15 protein-coding genes are annotated in these 14273 nt (G+C 70.6%); 3 read left to right on the top strand and 12 right to left on the bottom strand.

The features are described from left to right. Positions 1-4: 4 nt before the first annotated feature. Positions 5-2215, bottom strand: a complete 2211-nt coding sequence (locus ACFUJ1_RS10890) for an ATP-binding protein (protein WP_378644690.1) — start codon at positions 2213-2215, stop codon at positions 5-7. Here ACFUJ1_RS10890 and ACFUJ1_RS10885 point away from each other — a divergent pair. After that, on the top strand, positions 2189-3073 hold the full coding sequence (locus tag ACFUJ1_RS10885) for a hypothetical protein (protein WP_378644688.1): 885 nt from the start codon (positions 2189-2191) through the stop codon (positions 3071-3073). The genes ACFUJ1_RS10890 and ACFUJ1_RS10885 overlap by 27 nt on opposite strands. A gap of 74 nt (positions 3074-3147) precedes the next feature. On the opposite strand, the gene ACFUJ1_RS10880 is transcribed toward ACFUJ1_RS10885, so the two are convergent. The 9 genes from ACFUJ1_RS10880 to ACFUJ1_RS10840 form a co-directional block, all read right to left on the bottom strand. After that, on the bottom strand, positions 3148-3753 hold the full coding sequence (locus ACFUJ1_RS10880; protein ID WP_378644686.1) for a hypothetical protein: 606 nt from the start codon (positions 3751-3753) through the stop codon (positions 3148-3150). 22 nt (positions 3754-3775) lie between these two features. Next, positions 3776-4747, bottom strand: a complete 972-nt coding sequence (locus tag ACFUJ1_RS10875; RefSeq protein WP_378644685.1) for a hypothetical protein — start codon at positions 4745-4747, stop codon at positions 3776-3778. A gap of 3 nt (positions 4748-4750) precedes the next feature. Next, on the bottom strand, positions 4751-5287 hold the full coding sequence (locus ACFUJ1_RS10870; protein ID WP_378644684.1) for a DUF4365 domain-containing protein: 537 nt from the start codon (positions 5285-5287) through the stop codon (positions 4751-4753). Positions 5288-5365: 78 nt separating this feature from the next. Next, positions 5366-6244, bottom strand: coding sequence for an SDR family NAD(P)-dependent oxidoreductase (locus ACFUJ1_RS10865; RefSeq protein ID WP_378644682.1), 879 nt, complete (start codon positions 6242-6244; stop codon positions 5366-5368). A 183-nt stretch (positions 6245-6427) separates the two neighbouring features. Beyond that, positions 6428-6859 carry a hypothetical protein gene (locus tag ACFUJ1_RS10860; RefSeq protein ID WP_378644680.1) on the bottom strand — a complete coding sequence of 144 codons (432 nt, stop codon included), beginning with the start codon at positions 6857-6859 and terminating at the stop codon, positions 6428-6430. A 60-nt stretch (positions 6860-6919) separates the two neighbouring features. Continuing rightward, the gene (locus tag ACFUJ1_RS10855; protein ID WP_378644678.1) at positions 6920-7183 is read right to left on the bottom strand and encodes a hypothetical protein; all 264 of its coding nucleotides are present in this window, start codon (positions 7181-7183) and stop codon (positions 6920-6922) included. After that, the gene (locus ACFUJ1_RS10850) at positions 7180-8580 is read right to left on the bottom strand and encodes a hypothetical protein (protein WP_378644676.1); all 1401 of its coding nucleotides are present in this window, start codon (positions 8578-8580) and stop codon (positions 7180-7182) included. The genes ACFUJ1_RS10855 and ACFUJ1_RS10850 overlap by 4 nt, the downstream gene beginning before the upstream one ends. Next, entirely contained in the window at positions 8568-8867 is a 300-nt protein-coding gene (locus ACFUJ1_RS10845; protein ID WP_378644674.1) for a WXG100 family type VII secretion target, read from the bottom strand. The genes ACFUJ1_RS10850 and ACFUJ1_RS10845 overlap by 13 nt, the downstream gene beginning before the upstream one ends. Positions 8868-8870: 3 nt before the next feature. Beyond that, on the bottom strand, positions 8871-9182 hold the full coding sequence (locus ACFUJ1_RS10840) for a WXG100 family type VII secretion target (RefSeq protein WP_378644672.1): 312 nt from the start codon (positions 9180-9182) through the stop codon (positions 8871-8873). A 135-nt stretch (positions 9183-9317) separates the two neighbouring features. Here ACFUJ1_RS10840 and ACFUJ1_RS10835 point away from each other — a divergent pair, with 135 nt between their 5' ends. Continuing rightward, positions 9318-10163: a helix-turn-helix transcriptional regulator gene (locus ACFUJ1_RS10835; RefSeq protein WP_378644670.1), complete on the top strand. Its 846-nt coding sequence runs from the start codon at positions 9318-9320 to the stop codon at positions 10161-10163. A 9-nt stretch (positions 10164-10172) separates the two neighbouring features. After that, positions 10173-11672 (top strand): MFS transporter, encoded by a 1500-nt coding sequence (locus ACFUJ1_RS10830; RefSeq protein WP_378644668.1) that lies wholly within the window; start codon positions 10173-10175, stop codon positions 11670-11672. 3 nt (positions 11673-11675) lie between these two features. On the opposite strand, the gene ACFUJ1_RS10825 is transcribed toward ACFUJ1_RS10830, so the two are convergent. After that, the gene (locus tag ACFUJ1_RS10825; RefSeq protein ID WP_378644666.1) at positions 11676-12887 is read right to left on the bottom strand and encodes a cytochrome P450; all 1212 of its coding nucleotides are present in this window, start codon (positions 12885-12887) and stop codon (positions 11676-11678) included. Then, positions 12884-14176 carry a cytochrome P450 gene (locus ACFUJ1_RS10820; protein ID WP_378644664.1) on the bottom strand — a complete coding sequence of 431 codons (1293 nt, stop codon included), beginning with the start codon at positions 14174-14176 and terminating at the stop codon, positions 12884-12886. Before ACFUJ1_RS10820 ends, ACFUJ1_RS10825 begins: the two co-directional genes overlap by 4 nt. Positions 14177-14273 lie beyond the last annotated feature (97 nt).

The raw sequence follows: 14273 nt of genomic DNA, 5'->3' as shown, positions 1-14273 counted from the left end.
GGGGTCAGGGGCGGGTGGTGCGGGCTCGGGCCAGGACCTCGTCCTCGGTGAGGGCGCTGGCGGGGTGGTGGCTCAGGCACATGGGCACCGCCAGCCGGGCGAAGCCGGTGCCCTCGGAGGTGCCGTAGAAGCTGCCCGCGCCGAGCCGGGCGATGTCGTCGACCTGGCCGCCCTTGGCCCTGGCCAGCTCCATGGCGGCCTGGATCTGGACCGGGGCGTTCAGCCTGCCGAAGAACTGGATGGCCGCATTGCCGGTGACCCGGTTGTCCAAACCCTTCGGCGCCTGCGTCGCGTACACCATGCCGAGCCCGTACTTGCGCGCCTGCGCCGCCAGCTGCAGCGTGCTCTCGCTGGAGACCACGGTCCTGCCCTGCGGGACGAAGGTCTGCGCCTCGTCAAGCACCAGCAGCCCGCCGAGCGGGCGATCCCCCGCCGGATTGCGCTTGATCCAGGCGAAGAGCGCGAGCTGGAGCTGGTTCACGAAGGTCTGCCGCTGCTCGTCCACCGGCAGCCCGATGCAGCTGATCACCGAGATCCTGGCCCGCTTACCCGGGCGCGGGGTGAGCAGCATGCCGGGGTCGAGCCGGGTGCCCGCGCCGCCGAAGACCGGGTCGTTGATGGTGGCGGCGGCGAGTTCGTCGGCGATGCCGCTCGCCAGCTTGGCCGCGTCCCGGATGGTGCTGACCCCGTCGGGCAGGTCGCCGAGAAGGTCGACGAACTCGCCGAGGTCGCTGCCGCCGTCCCTGGCGAACTTCGTCAGGGCCTGGATCAGCACCGCCTTCCCGGTCGCGGTGCGGCGTCCGGTGAGCCCGGTGCGGGGGAGCAGGCCGGCCACCGAGGCGTCGATGGCGATGCGGAACTCGTCCTGGTCGTCCAGGACGCCGGCGAAGTCGGGCAGTGGGTTCAGCGCGATCGGGTTGCCGGTCTCGCGCCTCGGGGTCCAGATCACCACGTCGGTGCCGTCCAGGTAGCGGGCCGAACGCTCGGCGTCGCCCTCGATCCAGCTCGCCGGTGGGGTTGGCCAGCTGTCGCCGAGGCGGGCGAGGTCGTTGTTGGTGTCGATCAGGATGGACGAGACGCCGTGCAGGGCCGCCTCTTCTACGAGGCGGCGGAGGAGGACGGTCTTGCCGGAGCCGCTGCCCGCGAAGACGGCGGTGTGTTTGCGCAGGAGGACCAGTGGGGTGCGGAGGTCTTTGCCCGTTTGAGTCTTGCGGCCGAGGAGCACGGTGGGCTCGTCCGGGTTGTCCGGCTCGACCGGGTTCCCGGTGCCCGACGGGTCGGTCACCGGCTCGTCGACGCTCTGCTGGACGGGTGTCGGTTCTTCGCGGTCCGGCAGCTCGGGTGTCCGGCCGCCGGCGTCCGGCGGATGGTGACCGTTTCCCGGCTCGCCGAAGATCCGCAGGAACAGCTCGGTACCGCTGGCCGGGCGCCGCGCCGCCAACCACCCCGCCAATCCGGGTGCGCGCTCGGCGAGCAGCGTCTCCAGCGCGGTGAACGTCTTGAGATCGGCGGCCGAGATCGGCACCGCCACACCGCGTGCCGCCTCGAAATCGGCCAGCGTGGTCGTGGTGACCGGCCCGGTGGAGAAGGTGGAGTTGCGCAGCACCACCAGGTGCCGCTTGGCCGCGTTCGGCTGGATCCCCGCCTCCAGCGAGGCCGAGCGCAGCCGGGCCAGCACGGCGCGGTGGTGGCTGTGCGCGATGGCCCGGAAGCTCCAGTGCTCCTCGTCCTCGCTGGCCTCGTCCAGGGTGCGGCGGAGGCGGGCGTGCAGGGCGGGGGAGACGGTGCGGTCCGGGTCGATGGTGAGTTCCTGGCTGCCGCGGTTCTGCTCCAGTACGTACGACTGCAGGGCGGCGTTGAGCAGGGCGACCATGCGCTCGTCCTCGTAGCGGGGGTCGAGGGGGCGGATCACGTCGGCGGACTCGTGCAGTGTGGCGAATCGGGAGTCCAGTGCTGCGAGATTTCCCGCATCGACCGTGGGCGGCGGCGCCTCGTCTCCAGCCGCGCCGAAGTCCGTGAGTTCGGTGATGACGTTCTGCGCCAGGCACTGTGCGACATGTCTGTCGAGTTGTTGGAGTAGCCGACGCGGGGTGTAGTTCAAAATCACCGGCTGGTCGAACGCCGTCGGCAGCACCGGCCATGTCGGGTGCGGCGGTTCGAAACCGATGTCGCCGTACAGTCCGCCCAGGTGCCGCTCGACGATGGCCCGGGCCATATCACCGCCCGGCATTCTCGTCGAGAGCCGGAGCACGCTGAAACGATCGGCGGCGGAATTCACTCCCCGCTGTGTGATGAGCTGCCAGGAATTGTGGATGCACGCGACCACGATGACGGTGCGGGTCGTCTCCTCCCGCATGCGCATCAAGCCGTCGGCGAGGCGGTTTGCCAGCGCATCTTCGTCGTCCTGATCCGATTGCGCGATGACAGTATCGATCTGGTCGATTGCGATCACGACCGGTCCGGCGAGCGCGAACAGCCGGCACAGGTCGCGGAAAACGAGCTGCGGGGGCTTGCTCCGCTGCCGGAAACCCCACTCGACGCGGGCGGATTCGTCGATTCCGTCATCGAGAGCGAGGTAGCTGAGCCCGATATCGCGGTGCCGGCGGGTGCGATAAAGCACCAAGGCCCGAAGCGTGTCCACGCACTCTGTCACCACCTGGATGTCGAGTTCCTCGACCCGTTCGAGAAAGGCGTCGAGGTGCGGGCGCTGTACCTCGAGATTGCCCCGCATGCGCATCGTCAGCTCTTTGTCGCACCCGGACCGTTCGGCGAGCTCACCGAGCATCCACGTGAGCCGGCCGCCCTCGGCACTCAACAGCCGGGTGACGATGCCGTGCACCGCCCCGGCCCAGTACGAGGCACCGTCGATGATCTTAGGCATGAAGAAGGTGCCGCCCATTTGCTGCTCGACGAGCTGGCGGAGCCATCCGAGCATGTGCGTCTTGCCGACACCGTGCTGGCCACTCAGTACCAGGCCGGTCGGCGGCCGATGGGGGTTCGTTGCGGCTGCGCGAACCGCTCGCTCCACTGCCGCACTCGCGTGTGGATGCAATCCGTCAACGTGATGACTTAGCGGACTCCAGATCCCATCCGGTGTCAGCGCGCTACTGAAGACCAGCGAGGCAAGAGCCTGATACTGCTCGTCGCTCACCGGGCCGCCTCGATGGTGAGCACATGGCGCGCGGTGCCACCGAGTACCACTGCGGCGTCGTGATCGCGGTCGGTCAGCGTCTTCTGGTCCGCTTCACCGTGCACGTGAACACCCGGGCGGCCGGCCAGTCGCTCGACCGCACCGTCGAATTCGGCCCGCGACACATCGGTCAACCGCTCGCGCAGCACCGCGAGCCGAATCGGGTTCTCCGTTCCCTTGGCCACCGCCGCATACGCCGCAACCACCCGGCTTGGCACATCCGGCCGGAAGATCTCGGCCACCACCTGACCACTCCCGTCCAGATGCCTGCGCAACCCGTTGAGCACCGCGTACAGCGCACCACCTGCGGGCCCGGAGCGCGCGGGCCTCGGCCCGGTCATCTCCTCGGCGCACCACACCGCCCCGCGATCGGTGAGCTCGTGCGCGTACGTGCGGCCCACCTTGGTGCTGGCGATCAACCCCCGCTCGTTCAGCTGCTCCCGCTGCGGCTTCTCCAACCGCAACCCGGCGAGCCCGTACAACTCGGCATTGGTGAGCTCCCTCGCCTCGGCCAGCAGGACGAGCAGGACGCAGCGCTGGGTGAGGGTCAACCGGTCGGACATGCGGGGTTCCGTTCTGTCGGGGTCAGGGGTGGTCGAGGACGGTGAAACCGCCGGGGGCGGCGGCGATGCCGCGGGTGCGGCCGTCGGTGACGGTGCCCTCGGCGCGCACGGACCGGCCGTCCCGGTGTGCGGCGAGGGCGCGTTCGTAGTCGGTCTCGGTGGCGAGCCGGACCGGGACGGTGCGGCGGCGTCCGGTGGCGGTGCCGTCCAGTTCGAGCACGCCGCGCACCCGGATCAGCCTGCGCTCGCCCTCCTCGTCGTCGAAGAGGCCGGTGACCGGCCCGGCGACGACGGCGGTCGCGGATTCGGCGACGGTGGCGGCGGCGTGGATGCGCGCGCCGGCCCCGGCCGGGAAGGTGATCACCTCGTGCGGGCGCGGATCGAGCGGCGACCATCGGAAGGCCAGCTCGAAGGCGCAGGCGCGCCCGGTTCCGGCCAGGTCGGCGACGGCGAGGCAGACCGGCTCCGGCACGCCGTCGGGGGCGGTTCCGGTGTCGGCTGCCCGCCGCACCGCAGTGCAGGTGCGCAGCAGCCGGAGCACGGTGCGGCGGCCGCTGTCGGCGGGGAGGACCAGGTCGACGCCGAAGAGTTCGTCGCCGACGGCGATCCGGGCGCGGTCGAGCAGGTCGCCGGCGGAGCCGTCGTCGCCGAGCGCCTCGCGCGCCGAGTGCGCGAGCAGGTCGCGCACGGCCTGGACCGCGCGCAGCCCGGCGGGCAACGATTCGGTGGGCTCGGCGCCGCGGTAGCCGATCACGTCGAAGCGGACCCGGCCCAGGTCGCGCCAGACCGCGGCGGGCGTCCGCCGCTCGGCGTCGGCGACGCAGCGGGTGAGCTCCCTGAGCCGGGCGGCGCTGTCGGGCAGCTCGCCCGCGGGCGGGATCAGCACGTCGAATTCGTCCCGGCTCCAGACCTCGGCGCCCCGCCACTGCCCGGTGCCGGTCCAGCCGGTGGCGCGCAGGTAGCCGGTGATATCGCCGATCGGCGGTGGCTGCACCGGCTACTCCGCCGGGACCACGGCGCTACCGGCGACGAGGCTGCGCAGGCTCTCCGCGGTCAGCACGTTGCCGAGCGGGATCCGGACCCGGATGCTCTGCCGCTTGTCGCAGGCGGCGAGCGGCGGCTGGTCGCTCAGCGGCAGGTAGTAGCCGATATTGCGGAGCAGCAGCCCGGCGCTGAGCACGGCGGCGTACTCGCCGGTCTTCGTCGGCACGTGCACGACGAACAGGTAGCGCGGCACGATCGACCCGGCCCCGGCCAGCCGGTTGTACTGCGGTGCGCTGAGCCCGTCGAAGGCGAGCACCCCGTTCTGGATCAGTGGCCTACGCACCGTCTTGACCTGCACATCGATCCGCGGCGAGAACCCACGCGGTGTGCGCCCCGGCAGTTTCAGGCACAGGTCGACCCCGTCCAGGTCCACATCGTCCTGGGTCCAGAGCAACCCCGCCGCCGAGGCGAGCACCCGCACGTAGTCCGCGCCGAACTTGCCCTGCTGGTTGTTCTGGTCGATCCCCTGTGCGCGGCTGGTGGCGAGCACCGGCATCCCCTCCCGACGGTCCGTCGAGAGACGGTAGCGATGCCGGGCCCGCCGCGGTGTCGGTCGAAAAGGGGACAGCTACGCGAGGAATTCCTCCAGCGCGGCGAACAGCTGCCGCTCGCGCTGCTCGTCGTAGGACTCGGGGGACGACCGCACCTCGCGATCGCGATCGATGTACCCGCCGGTCGGGGCGGTGACCTTGCCGAGCAGCACCGCCGCCAACTGTGCTCCGGCCGTGGTCATGTCGGTGGCGAGCGGGGTGCGGGCGAGGGCGGGGAGCGCGCGCCTGGCGACGAGGCGTTCGAAGGCTCCGGCGTTGCGGGCCAGTCCGGTGCCGGGAACGAAACCCGGGTTGTAGGAGACGATGTCGACGCCGGCGGGCAACCGGCGGGCCCACTCGTGCACGAGGTACTGCACGGCGAGTTTGCTGGTGGAGTAGGCGGTGCGGCCCGCGGCGGTGCTCGCCGGGCGGCGGAAGGCGGCGGGGCGGGCGAGGGTGGCCGGGTCCTGCCAGACCGGGGCCGGGACCAGGCCGAGGTTGTGCCTCAGGTCGCCGAAGTGGGTGTCGCTGCCGGTGAGCACGATGCGCGCCGGGGCGGTGAACCGCTTCTCCAAGAGCCGGAGCAGCAGGTGGTTGGCGAGCACGTTGACGGCGAAGGTGGCCTCGTAGCCGTCCTCGCCGGTGGTGGTCGCGTTCGTGTACTGGATGCCCGCATTGCCCGCGAAGCCGTGCAGCGGGGGCAGGTCGCCGCTGTCGAGCAGGGCGGTGATCCGCTCGGCGGCGGTGCGGATGCTCGCGAGCGAGCGGAGGTCGGCGGGGATCGCGGTGGCGCGCGGGTCGACGGTGGCGGGGTCGCGGGCGAGGACCACCAGGTGCAGGTCGGGCTCGGTGAGCATGTGTTCGGCGGCGATCCGGCCGATGCCGCCGGTCGCTCCGGTCATGACGAGGGTGTGCATGGGTCCACCTTCGGCGCGTGCCCGGCTCGCAACCAGGGTCCGGCGCAACGTACGGACCGGCGGTACCCAGGCTATTCGGCGCGACGCGCCCGGAAATCGGCCCGCGGCCGATCGCTCGGAACTGGCGCGTCTACCGAGTGGCCGGTTCAGAAGCATCGCCTAGGGGGAGATCAGGACGCCCGGTCAGCGGGCATCGGTCCAGCCGTCGCGGTTTCTGCGTTCGAAGTAGGCATCGTCGGCGGCCCGGATTTCCTCGTCCGAGAGTGATCGCCCGCGGTTATCGAGCGGTTGTCGCGCGTGCAGCCGTTGGATCTGGTCGTGAATGCGGGGGTCGGCCGTGTCGAGCAGCCGGTCGACTTTGCTTTTCGCATCGGCCCGCGCCCTACGGTGGCAGTCGAGCAGCGCGGCGGTGAGTTGGTTGCTACTCGAGCGCATGGCGCCGGGGGCGATCCGGAGATCGGTGATGTCGCCGCCGGCGTCGACCTCGACGAGGACACCGCGCCCGTCGCCGCGACCCCGCACGGCGGCGACGGCATCGGCCAGCCGGTCACCACTGCGACGGATCTCGGCGAGTTCCCGCTCGAGTCGGCGTTCCCATTCCTGTAAATCGGTCACCGCTGCGCACCTTCCCCACCCGAAATCGAACCGACCGAGTTCGAATCCATTCGCACGCTGTCATTCCCGACGCTGGATCACGGTGCCGACGGTGACGATGGAACGCAGGTCGGAATCCAACACGATCGTCGTCAGCCCGGGCCGGCTGTGCAGCTCGATCGATTTGATCGTCGTGATCGTCGACAGCTCGCCGTTCTGGATGGCCACTCGATCGCCGATATTGACCGGCTCGCCCGAGAGCACGCCGGTAACGAACATCCACCCGGCCCGGCTCGGGAGAACATCGACCCGCTCGACGACCAGTCGCGAAAGCTCTTCGGTCATGGTGTGTTCCTCCGCCAGGTCTCGACGAACGCGTCCTCGGCCGCGTATGCCTCGTCCTCCAGGCCGCTTGTCATCGAATTGATCTTGCCTTCCGCGTATTGACGGACATGCACATTTTCATGGGCCAGCGTACGTACCAGTGTCTCCGGATCCTGAAAGGATGCCGGTCCCAGCTGTACTCCCTGGGCGTCGGTCCTGGCTATCGCACCCTGGAAGTCGAGGTAGGAGATCGTATCGGCGTCGTCGAGGATCTCGATCTTCGCGCCGCGAAGGTCGATACCGGCCAATCGGGCGTATTCCTCGATCGTCTCCATAGTTCTGGGCAGACCGATATCGCCGTCCATCACTTCACGATTGGTCAACGCTCCGCCACGCGAGAACAGGGCGTTGGGGCCGCTGCGACCGAGGAACTTCCCCCGGGCTGCCTGGACCCACGACCGAACCTTGTCGACAAGCGGTTTCATTCGTTCGACGAGTGGCCTGACGACATCGGTGACGATCCTGGCTACCCGTGCCGCGAGCTCGCCGATGATCGTGGCGATCCGGCGGGCCTTGGCGGCTATGCGGACGGCCAGCGCTGTGTTGCCGACCCATTCCGAAACTGTCGCCGTGACCGGCGCCAATGCCAAGAAGACCGCTTCCGCGGCGACAGTTTCGACGGCGATGTCTCTGAGCTCTTCGAGGATCCGAGAATGAGCATCATCGAGATGGTGCGCGTACTCACCGCATGCGTCGCCCAGCGCCTGACAGGAGTCCGCCAACTCGTTGAGATCGGCTTGACGAGTGATACAGGTCTGTACCCCGATCTCGATCTCGGCGGACTGCTGATTTCTCAGCAGATCGACCGCGTTCGGGACCGTGCCGGCCACCGTCCGGAAATCCGACGAGGCCGTGTGCCACGCAGTCTTGACGGAATTCAATTGGTCCTGATGCCCGTTGGGCCACGCCCACCCGACCAGATCCTTGATGAGCGACCACCCGAACGGCTCCGGCATACCGTCCCCCGCCGCCGGAGCCGCGGTCTCGGGAAGGCACGGGTCCACCGACAGCGACGGTGCCGGAGGATCCGGCAGTGCTCGAAGGCTGGCGGTCGCCTCAGCGACCTGATGGTTGTAGGCACTGACAACGATCAGGTCTCTGGTCTGCCCACACGCGGTGGTCAGATTCGACGAGGTCGACAGCGCGAGCTGGGCGGCTTCGTCGTAGCCTGCCGCCCACTGCTCGCCGACGCTGTCGTTGCCGGCCATCCCCTGGTGTGCCGTCAGCACCCTGAACAATCCGGAGTGGGTGGTCGTACAATCGGCGGATATCTGGCCGAATACCTCCCCGGCGGAGGTGTACTCGTTCGCCCGGCACACGATGATCGGCACCGTGGGTGTCGGGGTCACTGCGGCCACATCTCCACGTTGGTCTGGACCGCGGTGGTGTAACTCGTATGCGCACGGCGGGCTACCGCACGCAATTCGTCGAGGTTCTCCCGCATCTCCTCGGCCCCGGCCATCCAACGATCATGCACGTCACGTTGTGCCTGTGCGGCTGGGCTCGACCACGACAGATGTAGCTCGGCAACCTTGGCGTCGACCTCCTGCAGCCACCCCTCGACCTCGGTGCCGAAGGCGGCCATCGTGGTGATCGCTTCATCGAGTTGTGTGAGATTCACCCGATAGCTGTTGTCGCCCGACATCCCCTACACCTGCTCGCCGGCGCGGTTGATCGCGTCACTGTTGGCGGAGTCGCGTGCTTCGTACTCGTCGGCCGCGACCAGTAGCTTCGTCGCGGACACCTCGAGGGCCGCGACGACCTCCTCGGCACCCTGCTTCCACTCCACCCACGATTCGTCGTAGACAGACGCCGCAATTCCCTGCCAACCATCCAACAACAATTCCCGCCCCACCGTCGCATCCAAGATCTGCAGCCTGTCCCTGATGACCTGGGCTCTCTCGGAGATGAACCGCGCCGCATCACGCAGCTGGCCCACATCGACCCGCAACTCGAACATGCCGCCCCCCTTGCGCAGTTCCTCCCACGCATCATAAGACAGCCTCCGACATCGTTCGTCTGCCGATCCGGCCGGTCTTGGTAGGTATCGGCGGTACCCAGGCTGTTCGCTCGAGGGCAGGCCAGAATGGGAGCCATGTCCTTCGGCCCGCTGTTACACGCTTGGCGCGACCGGCTCGACCCGGCAGACGCCGGGCTGCCGGCGGGCAGGCGCCGGGCCCCGGGACTCAGGCGCGAGGAACTCGCCCAACTGGCGGGAATCTCGGTCGACTACGTGCTGCGGCTGGAGCAGGGCCGCGCGACCAGTCCGTCGGCGCAGGTGGTCGGGGCCCTGGCCCGCGCACTGCAACTCTCCCGCGCCGAGCGCGACGAACTCTTCCGCGCGGCCGGGCTGCTCCCACCGCGCGACGGGACGGTCGGCAACCACGTCCCGGCGGGGGTGCAGCGGCTGGTGGCTCGCCTCGGCGACGTGCCGATCGGCGTCTTCACCGCGGCGTGGGGCCTGGTCTCCTGGAACCCGCACTGGTCCGCCTTGCACGGCGACCCCGCCCAGCTGCCGCCCGCCGAGCGCAACCTGGCCCGGCTCCTCTTCGGCCCGTACGCGGCGGCCCTGCACCCCATGCGCTCCGAGCACGGAACGGACGCCTTCGCCGCGTCGATCGTCGCCGACCTCAAGGACGCCGCCGCCCGGTACCCGGCCGACCCGCACCTCACCGACCTGATCCGCGACCTGCGCGCCGAATCGGCCGAGTTCGCCCGGCTCTGGTCCGCCCCGACCCCGCCGCAGCCGCACGCCAGCGAGCGCAAGACCATCACGCATCCCGAGGTCGGCGAGATCACCATGGACTGCGATGTGCTGCTGGTGCCCGGCGCCGACCTGCGACTGGTCACCTACACCGCGGCGGCGGGCTCGCCGGACGCGGGGAAACTCGAACTGCTCCGTGTCACCGGAGGGCATACGGCCATCCATCGCCGGGGCTAGGTTGAGCGGGTGGCAACCCCCGAGCTTCCCCGGCTGGCTTCGGTCGCAGGCCGCTGGATCGTGCTCGCGACCGTGCTCGGCTCGTCGGTCGCCTCGCTGGACGCGACCGTCGTCAATATCGCGCTGCCGCGGATCGGCGAATCGCTGGACACCGATGTCGCCGGGCTGCAGTGGACGCTGAACGGCTACACCCTGACGCTGGCCTCGTTCATCTTGCTCGGCGGCTCGCTCGGGGACCGGCTCGGCAGGCGCCGGGTCTTCGTCTGGGGCGCGATCGCCTTCGGCATCACCTCGGTGCTCTGCGGCGCCGCGACCAGTATCGAGATGCTGGTGGCGGCGCGGATCCTGCAGGGCGTCGCGGGCGCCATGCTGACCCCGGGCAGCCTGGCGCTCATCTCGGCCTCGCTGGACCGGAGGGACCAGGGCGCGGCGATCGGGCTGTGGTCCGGGTTCGGCGGGGTGGCGGGGGCGCTCGGGCCGTTCCTCGGCGGCTGGCTCATCGACCTCGCGGGCTGGCGCTCGCTCTTCTTCCTGAACGTGCCGCTGACCCTGGTCGTGGTGCTGGTCGCGCGCAAACACGTGCCGGAGAGCCGCGACCCGGACGCCCCCGCCCGGCTGGACATCCCCGGCGCCTTCGTGATCGCGCTCGCGCTCGGCGCGCTGACCTTCGGGCTGATCGAGACCCAGCCGCTGCTGCTGGTCGCGGGAGTCGCGCTGCTCGCGGCGTTCGTGGTGATCGAGCTGCGCAGCGACCATCCGCTGGTGCCGCCGCGGCTGTTCGCCTCCCGGGTGTTCACCGCGGCCAACCTGGTGACGCTCGCGGTCTACGCCGCGCTCGGCGGCGTCTTCTTCCTGCTGGTGCTACAGCTGCAGCTGGTCGCCGGGTACTCGCCGCTGCTCTCCGGCGCGGCAACGGTGCCGATCACGCTGATCATGCTGGCGCTCTCCGCACCGGCCGGGCGCTGGGCGCAGCGCAACGGCGCCCGGCTGCCGATGACCGCGGGGCCGCTGCTCGCGGCCGCGGGGCTGCTGCTGCTCATGCGGATCGGCCCGGACAGCCCGTACCTGCGCGATGTGCTGCCCGGCGTGCTGGTCTTCGGGCTCGGGCTGGCCGCGCTGGTCGCGCCGCTCACCGGGGCGGTGCTCGGCGCGGTGCCCGCGGGGGAGGCGGGGATCGCCTCCGGGGTGAACAACGCGGTGGCGCGCACCGCGCAGCTGCTCGCGGTGGCGGCGCTGCCCGGGCTGGCCGGGCTCTCGAACGCGCTGGACGACCCGGTCGCCTTCGACCGCGGGTTCGGCACCGCGATGGCCATCTGCGCGGGGCTGCTGGTCACCGGCGCGGTGCTGGCCGCCGCGTTGCTCCGGCCGCAGCACGCCGCGACCCTCGACGGGGTCGACTGCCTGCCGCAGTGCGCCGCCGCCTCCGGCCCGGCGCTGGCACCGGCCCGGAGCGGCGGGCCGGAGCAGGCGCCGCCGGACGGCCGCGGTGGCGACGCTCAGCCCAGGTAGCGCTCAGCCCAGGTAGACCGGGAGCCGCTGGTGCCCGTTGGAGACGAAGCTGCCCATCGGCACCAGCTCCGCCGGGTCGACCGCGAAGCGCAGCCCGGGGAACCGCTCGAACAGCGCGGGCAGCGCGATCGACGCCTCCAACCTGGCCAGCGGCGCGCCGATGCAGTGGTGCGCGCCGTGCCCGAAGGAGAGGTGCTCCTTGTTCGCCCGGTGCACGTCGAAGCGGGCCGCGGTGGCGCCGTGCAGCTTCGGGTCCCGGCCCGCGCCCGCGTAGGAGGCGAGGATCGCGTCGCCCTGCCGGATCGTGGTGCCGTCGACCTCGATCTCCGCGACCGCGTAGCGCAGCGGCAGGTGCGCGACCGGGGCCTGCCAGCGCAGCGCCTCCTCCACCACCTCCGACCACGGCACCCGCCCGGCCAGGACGTCGGCCTTCTGCTCCGGGTGCGTGAGCAGCGCGGTGATCGCCTGGTCGAGCAGGTTCACCGTGGTCTCGTGGCCCGCGTTAATCACCAGCATGAGGGTGTCCACGAGCTCCTTCTCGGAGAGCCGCGAGCCGTCGGAGTCCCTGGTGCCGATGAGCACACTGGTCACGTCGTCGCCGGGGTGCTCGGTGCGGTGCGCGACGAGCTGGGTGACCAGGCCGTACATCTCGATGTAGTTGGCCTGCGCGGCCTCCGGGCCGAGCGAGGTGTCGAAGAAGCCGTCCACGCACCTGTGCAGCGGCCCGCCCAGCTCGGCGGGCACGCCGAGGATCTCGGTGATCACCGTGATCGGCACCGGGTAGGCGAAACTCGTTCGCAGGTCGGCGATCTCACCTGCCGGGGTGGCCGCCAGCCGGTCCAGCAGCTCGGTGGTGATCTCGACGACGCGCTCGCGCATGCCGGTGCTGCGCCGGTGCGTGAACGCGGGCGAGACCAGCGTGCGCAGCCGCCGGTGCTCGCTGCCGTAGGCGGTGAACATGTTCTCCGCGGCCACCCACGGGTGCAGCGGCCAGGACTCGTCGATCGAGCCCTCCCGGAACGCCGTCCAGTGCTGCCTCGGGTCCTTGGAGACCCGCGGGTCGGCGAGCAGGCTCTTCAGCGCCGCCGCGTCGGTGACCGACCAGGCGGGCACGCCGCCGGGCAGCAGCACCGGCGCGACCGCGCCGCCCGCCCGGATCCGCTCCGACTCGCCCTGGATATCCGCGCCGGTCAGGTCGAGCGCGATCGCGTTCATGGTCGGGTAGCTCCTTGTCGGATGTGCATCGGTGGGGACGGCGGGAAGGTGACCGGGAGCCCGGCCAGCGCGCGGTGGAACGGGCCGGGGCGGCGCTGCAACTCCGCCTCCGGCACCGCGAGCTCGATATCCGGCAGCGCGTCGAGCAGCTGGTCGATGGCCTCCTGCACGACCAGGTAGGCGACCGACTTGGCCGGGCAGGCGTGCGGGCCCGCGCCCCAGGCCAGGTGCGAGCGGTTGCCGGTGTGGTCGGCGGCGCGGATCTGCGGGTCGTTGTTCGAGCCGGAGAGGCTGATCACCACCGGCTGGTGCGCGGGCAGCCAGGTGTTGTCGATCAGGATCGGCTGGCGCGGGTAGGAGGTGCAGAAGTTCGCCATCGGCGGGTCGTCGAAGAGCACCTCGTCCAGGGCGTCCCTCGTGGAGAGCGCGCCGCCGAGCATGTTCCCGCCGAACCGGTCGTCGGTCACCATGAGCAGCAGCGTGTTCGCGATCAGGTTCTGCTGCGGTTCGATGCCCGCGCCGTAGAAGCTGATCAGGTTGCTCAGCATCTCGGTGTCGTCCAGCCCGGCCGGGTGATGCGCGAGCCGGGAGGTGACGTCGTCGCCTGGCTCCCTGCGGCGCAGCGCGATCAGCTCCAGCAGCGCGGTGCTCAGCATCTCCATGCCGCGCGCCGCCTCGACGGTGTCGAAGAGCATGGCCATGCCCTGCGCCACCCGCGCGCCGAGCTCGGCCGAGCAGCCGACCATCCGGTTCAACACCTCGAAGACCAGCGGAAAGGCGTACTGCCCGATGAGATCCGCCGAGCCGGTGGTGCAGAACTGGTTGATCAGCGGGATCGCGATCGTCTCCACGGTGGCGTGCAGGGCGTGCAGGTCGATCCCGTCGATGGCGGCGACGTAGGCCTGCCGGTAGCGCAGGTGTGCCTGGCCGCTGTTGCGCAGCGCGTTCGGGTACCACTCCAGCATCGGCTTGACCGGGGAATCCGGCGGGATGCTGTCCTGCCAGGCGCGCGGGTCGGCCGGGAAGTGCTCCGGGTCGTTCAGGATCCGCACCGCGGCTTGGTAGCCGAGCACCAGCGTCGCCGGGACGCCGGGCGCCAGCTCGATCGGCGCCATCGACCCGTACTTCGCGCGCATGGTGCCGTAGGCACCGTGCGGGTCGGCCGCGAATTCCGCTGTGTGCAGCGGGATCCGGGGGCCGTCGGTCTCGACGGGCGAACCGTGCGCAACCGGGCAGCCCCCGGTCGGCGCGTCGGACAGCGGGGACGGGGCGGATCGGGGGGTGTTCACAGACGCGGCTCCAAGCAGGGGAACAGGACGACGCCAGGGACGGTCGGTGCGGAATCCGGCCGCGCCCGCGGAGCCGCCGGTGCGCACTCGCGACCGA

The sequence above is a fragment of the Nocardia sp. NPDC057227 genome (genome assembly GCF_042669725.1).
Lineage (GTDB): Bacteria > Actinomycetota > Actinomycetes > Mycobacteriales > Mycobacteriaceae > Nocardia > Nocardia asteroides_A.
This window is presented reverse-complemented; position numbering and strand designations above follow the sequence as displayed.

Excerpts from the sequence above, each read along its gene's own strand:
- ACFUJ1_RS10835 (WP_378644670.1), top strand. The coding sequence starts at position 9,318 with ATGTCCTTCGGCCCGCTGTTACACGCTTGGCGCGACCGGCTCGACCCG.
- ACFUJ1_RS10845 (WP_378644674.1), bottom strand. The coding sequence starts at position 8,867 with ATGTCGGGCGACAACAGCTATCGGGTGAATCTCACACAACTCGATGAA.
- ACFUJ1_RS10880 (WP_378644686.1), bottom strand. The coding sequence starts at position 3,753 with ATGTCCGACCGGTTGACCCTCACCCAGCGCTGCGTCCTGCTCGTCCTG.
- ACFUJ1_RS10865 (WP_378644682.1), bottom strand. The coding sequence starts at position 6,244 with ATGCACACCCTCGTCATGACCGGAGCGACCGGCGGCATCGGCCGGATC.
- ACFUJ1_RS10840 (WP_378644672.1), bottom strand. The coding sequence starts at position 9,182 with ATGTTCGAGTTGCGGGTCGATGTGGGCCAGCTGCGTGATGCGGCGCGG.
- ACFUJ1_RS10825 (WP_378644666.1), bottom strand. The coding sequence starts at position 12,887 with ATGAACGCGATCGCGCTCGACCTGACCGGCGCGGATATCCAGGGCGAG.
- ACFUJ1_RS10890 (WP_378644690.1), bottom strand. The coding sequence starts at position 2,215 with ATGGCCCGGGCCATCGTCGAGCGGCACCTGGGCGGACTGTACGGCGAC.
- ACFUJ1_RS10855 (WP_378644678.1), bottom strand. The coding sequence starts at position 7,183 with ATGACCGAAGAGCTTTCGCGACTGGTCGTCGAGCGGGTCGATGTTCTC.